This is a genomic window from Pseudomonas sp. CP4 (assembly GCF_047758505.1).
Classification (GTDB): domain Bacteria; phylum Pseudomonadota; class Gammaproteobacteria; order Pseudomonadales; family Pseudomonadaceae; genus Aquipseudomonas; species Aquipseudomonas fluorescens_AO.
The window spans coordinates 3,318,582-3,332,614 of the sequence record NZ_CP180489.1 but is presented as its reverse complement, the minus strand read 5'-3'; the positions used below and the strand labels follow the sequence as shown (position 1 = coordinate 3,332,614).

Here is a 14,033-nt window from a genome sequence, read left to right as displayed (position 1 = left end):
CTGCATCATGACCTAGGGTATTTCGCAATGCGGCGATTCCGCGCTGCAATGGCGTCTTAATAGGATCAGCCAAGGCGTCCCACCGGCTTTACGCTCGACTGAGAGGTTCCGCCCCCGCTGGCTCCTCCGAAGAGCGAACCCATCGAAGCAGAGTTTCGGGTAGTGCCATCCGGTCGACCAGGCATCGTCCAATTCGCAGGGATTTCATTGTTCACTGCTGTGATGAACGCCGGCGTAATACCGAAGTTCTTTTTCACTGCCTCGGCAAAAGAATCATTGGATTCAAAACTTTCCAAACCTAATGACACAGATGCACTGGCATCCGCATGCCACTTGGTAAATGCTTGACGATAGCCTTGCCCCTCGCCGGGTCTATTCCACTTCTCTGCAAAGTTTTCGCCGTTATCAGCAGGGTTGCAGACAAAGCAATCGCTACCTCTTTGCGCGATGTGCTGCGGCATTCTGCGAACGATTTCCAGAATTGCATCGAGGGGTGCCAGAGGCTGCGACTGGGACTCCTTCACGACATCCAGGTAGGCGTGAGTGGCCAGAGTAGTGATAACTGCAGATATGGGCCGAGTATCAGCGCTCCTTGTTTTGATGGCCCATTCATCGCGATGCCGCTTAAGCAGCTTTATGGTCGCACGCAGGGGATCTTGATCGATGTAGTCCTGATAATGCGGCAAAGGATCTTGTGTCGCCGCATCAAGCATTCGCTGGCTTTTGGCAATCACCAAGGTTTCCAAGGAGATTTCCTGGGCGGAAGCGACCTGCAACCAATTCGAGTAAGGAATAGGGCTGCTTGCTTTCCACCCTGTGACCCGATCCGGAACCTCCAGCTTTCCCTCGCCATTTGCTTCGCTATTTCCGTTGATCGCGCGGGCAGGTGTGACATCGATGTGAAAACCTGGATTTTCATCGGCATAAACGATCCGAATACCACGACGTAGTTGCTTAACTTCTTCCTGAACGCGGGAGCCTTCTCTAAAACGCTGTTCAATCGCCTCTAGAACTTCCTTCGCACCAGCGCCTTGAGCGTGAGGGAGCCAGATAATCGCGTCCGCATCAATGGTGTCCAGATCCGCAGGCGCGCCGGGAATTGGCTTGATGGTGGTTTTCAGCCGCATTGAGCCCTGAACGAAGATATGGGCCTCAGCGAGCAAGGGATTGTCAGAAGCCGAGAGGATTTTTTCCAGTTGGGAGTAGCGGTCGTTGATTTGTTCGTACTGCGCTTCCGACAGCGAGATTTCCCGCGCGGCGCGAAGCAGAAAATATTCCCAACTGCTGCGCTTGGTCTGTTCGTTGCTCAAAAGCATTTACATAGCCTCCTGGGCCACCGAGCCCAATTGCAGTGTTTGCGTAAACCGATCTTGGTTTTCCTTGTCCCGATCGAAGATCAGGTACGTATGTTGATGCTGCGTTGTGAGCAACGCGCCAAACTCGATAGCCAGTGCCGCAGGAATGGCGGCGAAGACGTGGATAGGATCAGGAGTCAGAACCTCAAGCTGGCTCAGTCGTATTTGGAGTGCGTCGCGAAAGGCATGAATCACCCGACGGTTCTGTACCATCGCGTAGCTTGGTTCAGGAATCGACAGCTCTGCAATACGTGCACCGGGTAGAGCGTCGGTCGCGTCGCGAACTGGAACTTGCGCAGAAATGGAGAGCACCAACGCCAGTGGACCATCGCCGTTGGGTGGAGGCGTAAACAGAAAACTGGGCGGCTCAGCAGACTGATCGGGCCAGCGCAAAAGATGCTCGCGGTGAAAAGAGAAGATTAAGCGTTTGGAACGATCGCCGATACTCTGGCCCAACATCATCAAAGCTGGGATATCGGCCAAGCCTACTACTGCTAGCGCGGGCGAGTCGCCATAGGTGCCGCCGCGACGCTTGAGTTGCTGCTCCAGCTCATACTGGATGCTGTCTTTGACGTTCTGCCAATAGGCAGCGTCCCTGCCGCGCGGTCCGGGCGCAGGGAAGGCAATTTTGATGCCTTGATCGAAGGCGGTTAATCCCTCCGCAGACATCGCAGTCAACAGATCGCGAACGGGAATATCGTTGATTGTCTGGAAATGCTGACTCTGGACAATGAGAGGAATCGCTCTGCCACCATCAGGGGTCGTTGCGGCGATTCGGATGCGCTCTAGGTATGCTTGGTGTAAACCACTCAAATCATTTTCAGGATAACCGTCTGCGTCACGATCAATTTTGTCATGACAGCCTGGGCACAGGAGCATCAGGTTAGCAGTATCGTTCGTGTGCGCCTCAGCATCATGATCCGCGCGTCCCCGAGGCCCCTTGGGACTGGCGGGTAGGATATGCGCCACTTCGCCCCATTTCATTGGCTTGCCGGCACGATAGTCGAACGTTAGATCTGTGCCGCACAGTTCGCAATGACCAGCGGTCTGTGTCCATACGATCCGCTTCGTCTCATCATTCGTGTTAAAGCGCCCACTCGCGGGCTTAGCGTCTTCTGGTTCTGCCATTTCGACCTACCCCCGAGAAACATCCATGATTGAAAACGATGATGGCAAGATAAGATCATATTAAGGTCATTTGCCGCGATTTCAAGAGAGATCTTAGGGTGATTAATGCCGAGTCAGCTTGACCAAGACGCTTTTTTTGACTCATCGAAACGGAGTGATGGTAGCTTTCGATTTCTGGCAAATGCTGATGGGTTATGGCGCTGACCAGAAGCGTATTTATCGAAATTAGCGAGTTTATGCAGAAGACATAAACTCGCTAATTTCGATACATATCTCGCTCAAAAACCAAACGACGTCAATCTCCGGGCGCCCCCCCCCGAGAACCAGCTAAAGAACCCGATGCGCCATAATCGGTTCTTAAAGCTATCGCTCCAGCCCCTGATGACGTTTTCGGGGCGGATGGAGCGCAGATGCCCTCAGAAGCTAATCGCAATCGGCGGTCCCTCCCAGTCTCTCGATACGCCGGTAGACTTAAGCAAGGCCTCTGCATCCACGCCTGTTCTCGCCAAGCTTTCCAGATCCCACTCGAAGAAGCTGGAAAAAACCAAGAAAACTTTGCTTGCTACCGCCGAGGTCAATCTTACAGTTGAATAGTTCACCGGCAGCTTCATTCTTATGATTTCAGAGATGCTCCACACCAATGTCCTTAATCGGAAATACCACACTGACTCTTGGTGACGCTTGATCTGGTGATAAGTAAGAGGGAACCTCTGCTTACGCAGTTCTAGGCCGTGAGGTAACGAGTTTGGGAGCAGCGTCTGCAAACTTCTAATGTTCACCCTTTTAGGATCTTTCGCAACGCTATATAACTCATCCACGCCCGCTTCAATAAGGGCTGCATAACCAGCGTCTCTTGAGTCGATAGTCTTCTCAACCTTAACGGCAACCTTCTTAGGCATGCGAAGTTTTGCGATCAGCCATGCATTATCATTTTCCATTAGCCAATGAGTTGGTTTATAGGCTTTTTTCCAGAGGTATTCCACATCAGCCTCGGAGCGCAGCGCCAAAAGCATCTCGATTTTTTGACGGTACTTAATCATTTTACCGGAATGCGCATCTTCATTTTTAGAAGGTCGTGGCGAACTCGAAGCACTTAGCAGGATAGACTCCTTCTTCAACGCTCCCTCGAAATCATCAGCACTGGAAAATAAATGAAGCGCGATAATCAAATGTCGCGCTAGTGGCATATTAAGCTGACCCTTGTCTGACTTCAGCCTAATCCATTGCTCATGCTTTCCATTATTGTAGGCCGGATCAATTTGCGCTAAATACTCATCGCCATAAGCACTTTGAATACTATCAAAAAGTTTCGCAATGCCCGCATTGTTTCCAAATACAAATCCACGTTTCTTACATTGCCGCACATAGCAAGAACTCAATACCGCGCTACCTATGGGCGGGATCTTTCGTTGCAAGATATCGTGCGCGAACAGCGCGACCTTCTTCTCCAGATCCGAGCCCTTATGCGTAGTCTTAGCGTTGAGCGGATTCCACCCGCATGCGCATGGCTCAGTCAGATTTGGAAGCAGCTTCAATTTTCGATAGAAAGGGTGGGAGCACTTGGGGCAAGCATGGATCAGCCAGTCCCCGTGGCGCCAACAGACTGAAACACCGGGCATATGGTGTGATCGATGCCAGTAGGCAGAACCGCAATCGATCAAATCCTCCTGAACGCAGGTAGGGCAAAGCTTAGCTTTCCCATGGATGGACTCTTCGCGGCGAGGAATTCGTACCACTCCATCAAAACCGCGCGATCCAGAATGGTCCTCCGGTCCTTGCCTCACACCTAGAAAAGGTCTGTACGCAGGAAACGTCGTGTTGTTACTGATCAGTTCTGCGAGATTGCTTTCCAGCTGCCCTGGTAGCCTGTCGGCAAGCCTCTCAATCTGCTGAGGTACGATGCCACCGATGCTAAATGGTTTAGATGCGAATAAATCACGGTAGGTTTCCGCCGCTGTTCTATTGCCTGACAGGTAGTGATAGCGGGTGACGCGAGAGTGCAGCATTTCATCCGGCATCGACACAGGGAAAAATAGTAGATCAGACATCATTTACCGATTAACAAATTGGGGTTAAAGAAAAACGCGGATCCGAGATGGAGTATATAGATTACACATTAAATTCTGTACCGGGGTTAGGCCCCTCAAAAAATGACCACTCCATAGGGTGCCACACTGCTCCGAATTGTGATGGTTACCTTGCCCCAATCGTAGCAGTATTCCTTGAGTCCAAAACACGTATCATTAATCCAGCTCCCGCAAGTTCTGCGCAAGAGGAACACACATTTAGGATTATTCAGCACGATAGATGAAACATACTTCTCATATCGCAACCTGCGTAGCGTACTCCCAGCTATTTTTGAGAAGTAAACAGGTTTTTGTGGGATGACCTTGGCACAAAGAGTTGAGTGCGGGGTGTCAAATGGTGATTTATTACAGGCTGGATTACACCGTAAGCCGTATGCTCGCGAGCCTGTAGAGCGAAGAACGCGTCACGGGCTTGCCCTCCGAGAGCAATTTGCGCCTAGCCCACCGTAAACGCCGTTCGTGAAAGCTTTGAACTGATTCACATACCCTGTCGAGCGCTGCTGCACAGAGAGGAAGCTTGCTGAGCTGCTTTTCGAAGCGAGACAGAACATGAAGTTCTCGCCCAATTCTGGTACGTGATACGCGGACCGGCTTACCTTTAAAACCATAGAGTACATCAGCACACTCCCGTACTTCCCCGGCTAGTCTGTCATCGAGAGCAGCGAACATCTCTGAGCTATTGATTCGGGGCGCGCGATGAATACTTGGGTTTGCAGTTGATCTCGACAGCCACTTCTTGTCATGTCGATATAACCAAGCGTACCCCTTGCACGCATGTGCTTTTTGCAAACGGTAATCGGCCTCGAAGACCCTGCGTCTTGCACATAGCTCAATTTGAAATCGAGCCTTCCTCCAAGCATCTTGACCGCCAGGTACGCTGCGGATGCTGCGATAGACGTACGCCAATGAGACGCCTAAAACGGCAGCAATCTTTTTGGCATCAGCTCCCTCAAGGGCATGTTCCCATACTGCGGCCAATGAACAGTCCAGTCCTTCACTCGACATCTCCGGTAGATCGCGCTTGGGTAGCCGCATGTGTGTTTTCGGACCAGACGCCACTTCCCGCTCCAGCGGGCGTTGTTCATGCAGCAACCTCGCCATGTCAACGTCCAGTGCACCGGCCAATAGAATGTATTTGAGCGGATGATGAGAGGTGATTGGCTTACGAAGCAGCTTCGTGACCCATGTGGCGGGTGTATCCCCGCCGACGTCCCCGAGTACAGCAAATTCCCAATCTCGAGGCAGTGCTGCAAAAAAATTGGCCATGTGCTGTGCCAGCATTTGCAGATATAAACGGTGGTTTCCAGAGGCAAGATTAAGCTGTGTTGCCTTTTGCATAAACGTGTATCGCACCGTATCTGCCGACAACGCGCTGACTTCAGATTCAAGGACCTGAAGCGAGCGCAACGCTATATCGTGGAGCGGCGGCTTGCACACCGACGGGATATCAAGAGGTATTGTGTGTGCTTGGACATGCTCGTCACTCGGCAGTGTGAGTTGTCGAGAGTTGCGGCTGGACCAGCGATGATCAAGGATTCTGAGTGAAGTGCCGTGATGCGGACAGACCAGCACGCCCGGAAGCATGTGAACCCTATGCCAATATGCGACCCCCCGTTCTACCTGATCTTGGGCAATACACTCTTCGCATAACCGCACTCTAGAGGCGAATTCAATACGGCTCGCGTTGACACCCAGCTTCAACATCAGGCCTTTGCCATCAACGGTCATCAACGCACGAGCATGTTCTACCTGGCGCATACTCAAAAATGGCGCGTAGTAGGATAATAACGTGTGGCGCATAAGAATCTCGGCTACTGATAGCTCGGTACCGCTGGGTAGCACTTCGACAAAATCCCTAAGATGACTTGGGAAGGCGACATTCTGCGAAAATGCCGCCGCCGATTTCAGGCCGGAGAACGCGGCTCGGATACTACGAACACCGCAGAGACGGGCATAGCGAGAAATCAGGCTGTGCAGCGTCTCGTCTGGAAACGCTGTGGGGAAGAAATGGAGTTTAAGGTGCATTTCATCACCCCTGACTCACTCTTTTTGATACATCGGAGAGAACTCAAATAGATCCTCGTTGAGCCAGCCCGCAGATCGCAGTGCATCGAGAGGAGTGTCGTGTTCACTTAAAGCTTTAGCCTCTGAGCTTTCCACTGCAACAGCAACCGGCGGTTGGCGCTCGTTGGTAGGAGAGGCATCTGCCGGCTTTTCAGGGGAAACAAGGCTTCGAAGTAAGGAAAGGCGGTCCGCTCGTGCCAACCCGTCAAAAACCATCATTTCGTTCAGTTGCTCCTCAATCGGCAGCAAATCGTCGAACTGCCGCATGCGCTTCGGATCTCGGCTACGCAGAGCCGAAAGGGCTGGCTTGAGAATCTGCATTTTTGAGTTGCTGACCTTCACCAAAGTCTCGGCAGTCAAACACTCCGAGCCACTCTGAACCGCGTATCGCTGACTCAATACCAGCAGCTTGACCAAGAAATCTGTGACGCCTTGGGTGTGCTCATAGAGTGTGTCCAAAATTTCTTCGGTCAGCTCAGCGGTCTGCTTGCACCACTGATAGCTCCAAAGATTTTCGACCAGCAACCGCCACTCCTCATCATCCTTCTCGAAGCGTTTGAATTCGAGCGTACCGGCTCCACAGACTCGGCGGGCCGTACGCATCACTTCTGAGAACAGGCTAATCATCGAGTTCGTGCCACTGAAAACGACCGGAATACCGATGTTGTTAACCAAGTGCAGAAAAAAATTCAGCATGCTCTCCTTACCACCAGTTTTCGCCAGGTGGAGGTTTTGCAGCTCGTCGATCAACAAGGCGCCGATGAAAAATGTACTCGCCACCTGCTCCATCTGTTGCAGCGCATCATTGATGTTTCGGTGCCTGTAGCGCTTGTGGTAGTCCTTGTCCCCTAGAGCATCCCCAACCGCATAAAAAAACTGCTGGCAAAACCCAGCCAGTGATCCATCCCGAGGGCAGTCAAGCTTCAGCCAAGTGATTTGGGTATGAACAAACTGCCTCCCCTCATAGCGCTCATGACGGATTGTCTGTGGATAAAGGCTCAAAACGGCGTGAAGTGCCGTCGACTTCCCGATGCCACTCAGGCCGACGACGGTAAATGTCTCTGCGGTGGATTTGAACGCATCGTGGTAACGCTGAGCACCGGATAAAGAATGCAAATGCCGGACGGTAGCGGGAGACATCGGGTTACGCCCGACATACCCTCGACGGATGAGCAGCGAGAACAGAGCCTCCAGTTCCAAGTGCAACAGAAATGGCTGTACCACTGTTCTCAAACGGTCGATACAGTGAATTCGAGTGGCTCCTTCGAGGCTCAGCTCTTTCGGATCCACCGGCTGAGGAAAATTCGAGATCAGCTCTATAGCCGTCGCCTCCGAGAGTATTGGAGGCAAAGCTTCAATTAGCGGATTTCCGGCATACTCACGAATATCCTGTTTGACGTAATTGGCAAACGTCTGTGCACCTTTCATTGTGCCTGTCCTGGCCGAATTCTTTTGAGCAAATCGATAATCTGCGCGGTGCGCTCGCCGGCATATGAGTCACGCGCTGTCGGTGTCGATTCAGATTGTCGTGAAGCTGGCTCAGCCCTGACGCCTTCTGGAACAACCGCATTTTCACGCTCACGGAGACGTTCTTCGGCGCGGTTTTCACGGATGTTTCCTGTGGCCTCGGCCTTGGTGGGCGGAGCAGGCTCCAGCTCTCTTTCAGAGAGTGCATTGGTGATGATCTGATGGACTTGATCGCTAAGCTGCACACGGCTTTCCAGCTCAGCTCGTCGGTGAGCTGTTGGTTTCTGGCGATAGGCTTCGAGCAAGTCAAAAATTTCGTCCGAGCGGTAGTTCGCGTAACTGGCATCCGATTGTCGAAGATCACAACGGATAAACTGCTTGGCATCACCCTGAATCCAAATGTGCGCAGCAGAGTTCGGATCGAACCAACACTCTATTGACCAGACTCCCCCTTTGCGAGCTTTGGCAAACCAATTTTTCTCAACGGCCATATCACACACGTAGTGCATTCCGCGAAACATTACTCCACCCTTTTGAACGGTCGCGCGCTCTCGGGGCAGGAGGTGGAGGTAAACCATCTCCTCGGGGCGTTTGTTAGATTCGACCAGATCGTTCTTGCAAGCCCAACTCCATATTCCGTTGGGCGTAGGTTCAACGCCGTCATTCATCATTGCCTGCGTCAGCCGGTCAGGCTGTCGATGATGCCGGTTATAGTGGAGCACGCAGTTGATGAGGATTTGTGTGAACTCTTTAAGGTTGAGCGTGGCATCAAGCCGGTAGTCTCGCTCACCTCGCTCCTTATCACGCGCAGCTACCCCGCCAGGTAGCCATCTAATGCCCGTCAGATCATTCAAAATGCCAAACCGACTCTCTACCATAGGCTTCCAATCTGGCCGATATGGCGGGGCAGTGCCCATCTCAATTCCCAGGCCTGACGAAAGCCCTTCTGCTGCCAGTGACAGCATCTCGCCCCTGTCGGCATAAATCTGGTGGGGCAAATGGTGACAATCCCAGTCATCTGCGTTGATTTCAACGCCGTTCTGCGCGCAAAACGCCACCTTTGAAGTAAACGCGTTGAATAGAGCCTGCCTCGCCCCATTCCAACTAGGGCCTTCCAATCCTACATAGAGACCAACAATCATTCCCGAAAAACTATCTACGACGATGTAAACCACGGGCCGGCCTATGAGCATCCGTCTAGAGTAGCTGTTGACCAAATAAATATCGGCAATAGTTGCGTCGATTTCGAACTGGTGACATGGTCCGCGCAGCCAATCGCGAACAGTACCTGAAAGCGGGCGACAGTCTTTGAGCCACCTCCTCAAACCCTTACGGCCACGCTGAGTTTCTATTTCGTCGAAAAAGATTTGGCCCCAATATCTAAACTGCCTCAAGCTGGGTATTTCTGAACTCGGAAGCAAATGAAGCTGTTCTTCGCTGTTTTTCGAGATGTCTCGAACCGAGTAGAATCTTCTCAACATTTCGTCATAAGCGCTCGAAATAGAGGATTTCTTATCTTTCACATAAAGCGCATACCCAACACGAATACACTTTTTATCAACAGCGCTAAGCATCTTGGAAGACGGTGTAAGAACGCCTTGAAATTTAGGTTTTCGCCCTGGAGGCTTACTCGGATCATATTTTCTATCGGCAACACCTACAGCTGAGTAATTATTAAGCAATGAGTTTCGGATTTGACCATAGATCCAATAACGGTAAAGAAGCCGATAAATCTTTTTCCGCTGAATCCCCAATTCTGATGCTCTCGTGCTAACCAACCGGCCCAATTCCCCCCGTGTGAATATTCGCCCTGGGTAGTCAGGATCTAGCAGAGGGGCAATGATGGCCCATTTCTCGTCTCGGCCCAGCTTGGCTGCCTCGTCCAACTGATCCTCAAGCACAAGCATGAACTCCGGTGTGGCGATGGTCACTGGTTTCGTATGACCACTCGATACCGATCGATGCAGCTCTTCAAGACTAATAGCGTATGGCTGCCTGGGAGGATCAGCTAGGTCAATCACAACAGCCAGGTCATAAGTTTCCTCAAGGTAAATGAGCCTAACGATCGTACCAATAACTGACGAATCGGCAACAGGCTCAAAAACGTCATTTACGAAAAAACTCATGACATTTTCTCCTTCAACGATATATCGACAGAGTTCTGGATAACTTCGAAGTCAGGAACTAGCCCAGTAAGATGTAGCGGAGAGCTAACCAAGTCGATTTTCAGCACCTTATTCCAAACCAGATGGAAGAATATTGCTTGGGCGTCGATATAGGAAATAGACAGAAGGGACGCAATTTTTCTTAAACAGGTGGCCAAAGTCCACGGATATTCCCGGCTGTTTGCTAGGCAATCGATAAAATTCGAATGCAGCGATACTTTCATTAAATTACGATGGAGTTTTGAGTATTTTCTGATTAGCCCAAGATTTTTAATCAGATCTCGTGTGAAAAACTCATCTGTGACGACTCTCCAATCGACACCTTGGCTCTGCCAAAAGCGCTTTTCAATCTCAAGTTTTTCAAGCGTGCGTTTGCTTCCTTTACCTTCTAAATCAGAACGATACTTCACAGTTCTAGCTACAGACTTGAAATCTCCGTTCAGGTCCTTAACAGTTAGTAGAAAGTCGGTCGTCATCACATAAGGCAGGGTTGTTCTAGGGTACCGGGGAAAGCGTACATCTAAAGACGTTGCTATTGCTTGCGCACGCTCTGAGGGGAGCAATGGGTATTGCTCACGAATATCCACGACGTCTTCCGAAAATTCACACACAAGGAAGTAAGAACGCTCGAGATCTGACAGCAAGTGGTGAATCCTGTCGATCTTGACGCCTGGGATCTTGTGCGAACGACCGATCGAAGGAACGTCCTGTACCCGCAGCCAAGGCACGTAGCTAGCCCCGGCGCCTCCGCCAAATCCATTTGCAATGTGCCGTTCAATGTCCTGCTGTGATGCAAACTTACGACCTCGCAACCCACGCCTCCTCAGTCGATGTGGACCGCTTCACCTCTTGCCGAGAAAAAGTCGTAGAAGAACATGACCACCGTAGCGACCATATTTCGAGCATTTCTAGACTACACCCGCTGAAAACTGAAGCGATGAATCCAGACCAAAGGAAAGCCTGGAAAGAAGAAACCCCCGTAGATACGGGGGTTTCAGCGTTGTGTCAATCTATGTTTCCGCGTGTCAAACTATATTGATTCGTGTCAACCTATATTGTTCAAAACCAGGAGCGTAGATCAACGGTGGATAACTTATTCCACAGTGACCGATTTCGCCAGGTTGCGCGGCTGGTCAACGTCGGTGCCCTTGAGCACGGCCACGTAGTAGGACAGCAGTTGCAGCGGAATCGTATAAAGGATCGGCGAGAGAATGTCGTGGATGTGCGGCATCTGCACCACGTGAGTGCCTTCGCCATTGGTCATCGCCGCCTTAACGTCGGCAAACACAATCAGCTCACCGCCACGGGCGCGGACTTCCTGCAAATTGGACTTGAGCTTCTCCAACAGTTCGTTGTTCGGCGCGACGGTGACCACCGGCATGTCGTTATCCACAAGTGCCAGCGGGCCGTGTTTGAGCTCGCCGGCCGGGTAGGCCTCGGCGTGGATGTAGGAGATTTCCTTGAGCTTCAAGGCACCTTCCATTGCCACCGGGAATTGCGCGCCACGGCCGAGAAACAGAGTGTGGTTTTTCTCGGCGAACAGCTCGGCGATTTTTTCCACGGTGCTGTCCATCGCCAGCGCTTCGCCTAGACGGGTCGGCAGGCGACGCAGTTCTTCGACGAGTGTGGCTTCGACGCCGTTGGCCAGAGTGCCGCGCACCTGACCCAGCGACAAAGTCAGCAGCAACAGGCCGACCAGTTGCGTAGTGAAGGCTTTGGTCGAGGCCACGCCGATTTCGCGACCGGCCTGGGTCAACAGGGTCAGGTCGGATTCACGCACCAGCGAGCTGATGCCGACGTTGCAGATCGCCAGGCTGGCGAGGAAGCCCAGCTCCTTGGCATTGCGCAGCGCCGCGAGGGTGTCAGCGGTTTCGCCAGACTGAGAAATGGTCACGAACAGCGTGTCCGGCTGCACCACCACTTTGCGATAACGGAATTCGCTGGCGACTTCGACCTGGCACGGGATGCCGGCCAGTTCCTCGAGCCAGTAGCGCGCGACCATGCCGGCGTGAAAACTGGTGCCGCAGGCGACGATCTGCACATTGCGCACTTTGGCGAACAGCTCGGCGGCTTGCGGACCGAAGGCCTCAACCAGCACCTGATTATTGCCCAGACGACCTTCGAGAGTGCGCTGGACCACGGCCGGCTGCTCGTGGATTTCCTTGAGCATGTAGTGGCGGAACTCGCCCTTGTCGGCGGCTTCGGCACCGTCGGTGTATTGCACGGTCTGGCGCTCGACGGCATTGCCGTTTATGTCCCAGATCTGCACGTTGTCGCGACGGATTTCAGCGATATCGCCTTCTTCCAGGTACATGAAACGGTCAGTGACCTGACGCAGAGCGAGTTGGTCGGAAGCGAGGAAGTTTTCGCCCAGACCCTGGCCAATCACCAGAGGGCTGCCACTGCGCGCGGCGACCAGACGATCCGGTTGTCGGGCATTGATCACCGCCAGACCGTAAGCCCCGTGCAGCTCTTTGACGGTCGCTTTGAGCGCGGCCGTCAGGTCTGGTTGTTCCTTGAGCTTATGGGTCAGCAGGTGGGCGATGACTTCGGTGTCGGTGTCCGAGCTGAACGCATAACCCAACGCTTTGAGTTGCTCACGCAGGGCTTCATGGTTCTCGATGATGCCGTTGTGCACAACGGCAATGTCGCCGGAAAAATGCGGGTGAGCATTGCGCTCGCACGGCGCGCCATGGGTCGCCCAACGGGTGTGGGCGATACCGAGGCGGCCGGCCAGCGGCTGTTCGGCCAGTGCGGTTTCCAGTTCGCTGACCTTGCCCGGACGACGCATGCGTTCCAGGGTCTGGTCGTTGGTATAGACCGCCACACCGGCGCTGTCATAGCCGCGGTATTCGAGGCGCTTCAGGCCTTCAAGAAGGATGGCGGTGATATTACGTTCAGCTACTGCACCGACAATGCCACACATGGTTATTTCTCCTGACTGACAGCCGCACGGATCAACGTGATCCCGCGGGCCTGAAGCTGATCGCGTGCCTCGACGGTCAGGCGATCATCGGTAATGAGGGTATGGATGCTGCTCCAGGGCAGCTCCAGGTTGGGAATCTTGCGGCCGATCTTATCGGCCTCGACCATGACGATGACTTCTCGCGCAACGTCGGCCATCACCCGGCTGAGGCCGAGCAGTTCATTGAATGTGGTAGTGCCGCGAACCAGATCGATGCCGTCGGCGCCGATGAACAGTTGATCGAAGTCGTAGGAGCGTAGTACCTGCTCGGCGACCTGGCCCTGAAAGGATTCTGAGTGTGGATCCCAAGTGCCGCCGGTCATCAGCAATACCGGCTCGTGTTCCAGTTCGCTCAAGGCATTGGCGACATGCAGCGAGTTGGTCATCACCACCAGGCCCGGTTGCTGGCCCAGTTCGGGAATCATCGCCGCAGTGGTGCTGCCGCTGTCGATGATGATGCGCGCGTGTTCGCGGATGCGTTTTACCGCCGCGCGGGCGATCGCCTGCTTGTACTTGGAAATACTCTGCGCCGCTTCTGCGACCAGTTCTTGCGGCATGGTGATCGCACCGCCGTAACGACGCAGCAACAGACCATGGGTTTCCAGCGCCGCGAGATCCTTGCGAATCGTAACTTCGGAAGTTTCGAAACGCTTGGCCAGCTCATCGACACTGACTTCGCGCTGCTCATTGAGCAAGGCGAGGATGTTATGACGACGCTGGGGAGTGTTGCGCTTGGACATGGCGACCTAAGTTTCGTTTCGAAAGATAACGCAAGCAATGAAACGCTATCGAAAGGTTGCCG

Annotated in this window: 9 protein-coding genes; all 9 read right to left on the bottom strand. The window is 52.9% G+C overall.

The genetic code is table 11. The features are described 5' to 3' along the window. Positions 1-65 precede the first annotated feature (65 nt). The gene (locus ACMYUN_RS14815; protein WP_415760995.1) at positions 66-1,316 is read right to left on the bottom strand and encodes a nucleotidyltransferase; all 1,251 of its coding nucleotides are present in this window, start codon (positions 1,314-1,316) and stop codon (positions 66-68) included. Further along, entirely contained in the window at positions 1,317-2,483 is a 1,167-nt protein-coding gene (locus ACMYUN_RS14810) for an SAVED domain-containing protein (protein WP_415760994.1), read from the bottom strand. Between the two features lie 416 nt (positions 2,484-2,899). After that, entirely contained in the window at positions 2,900-4,531 is a 1,632-nt protein-coding gene (locus tag ACMYUN_RS14805) for a TniQ family protein (protein ID WP_415760993.1), read from the bottom strand. Positions 4,532-4,927: 396 nt separating this feature from the next. Beyond that, positions 4,928-6,595: a TnsD family Tn7-like transposition protein gene (locus ACMYUN_RS14800; protein WP_415760992.1), complete on the bottom strand. Its 1,668-nt coding sequence runs from the start codon at positions 6,593-6,595 to the stop codon at positions 4,928-4,930. Between the two features lie 15 nt (positions 6,596-6,610). Beyond that, positions 6,611-8,062 (bottom strand): ATP-binding protein, encoded by a 1,452-nt coding sequence (locus tag ACMYUN_RS14795; protein WP_415760991.1) that lies wholly within the window; start codon positions 8,060-8,062, stop codon positions 6,611-6,613. Continuing rightward, on the bottom strand, positions 8,059-10,227 hold the full coding sequence (locus ACMYUN_RS14790) for a Mu transposase C-terminal domain-containing protein (RefSeq protein ID WP_415760990.1): 2,169 nt from the start codon (positions 10,225-10,227) through the stop codon (positions 8,059-8,061). The genes ACMYUN_RS14795 and ACMYUN_RS14790 overlap by 4 nt, the downstream gene beginning before the upstream one ends. Further along, positions 10,224-11,078, bottom strand: a complete 855-nt coding sequence (locus tag ACMYUN_RS14785; RefSeq protein ID WP_415760989.1) for a TnsA endonuclease N-terminal domain-containing protein — start codon at positions 11,076-11,078, stop codon at positions 10,224-10,226. Before ACMYUN_RS14785 ends, ACMYUN_RS14790 begins: the two co-directional genes overlap by 4 nt. 281 nt (positions 11,079-11,359) lie before the next feature. Next, positions 11,360-13,192, bottom strand: coding sequence for a glutamine--fructose-6-phosphate transaminase (isomerizing) (gene glmS / locus ACMYUN_RS14780; RefSeq protein ID WP_415760988.1), 1,833 nt, complete (start codon positions 13,190-13,192; stop codon positions 11,360-11,362). Positions 13,193-13,194: 2 nt separating this feature from the next. After that, the gene (locus ACMYUN_RS14775) at positions 13,195-13,971 is read right to left on the bottom strand and encodes a DeoR/GlpR family DNA-binding transcription regulator (RefSeq protein WP_415760987.1); all 777 of its coding nucleotides are present in this window, start codon (positions 13,969-13,971) and stop codon (positions 13,195-13,197) included. Positions 13,972-14,033: the final 62 nt, after the last annotated feature.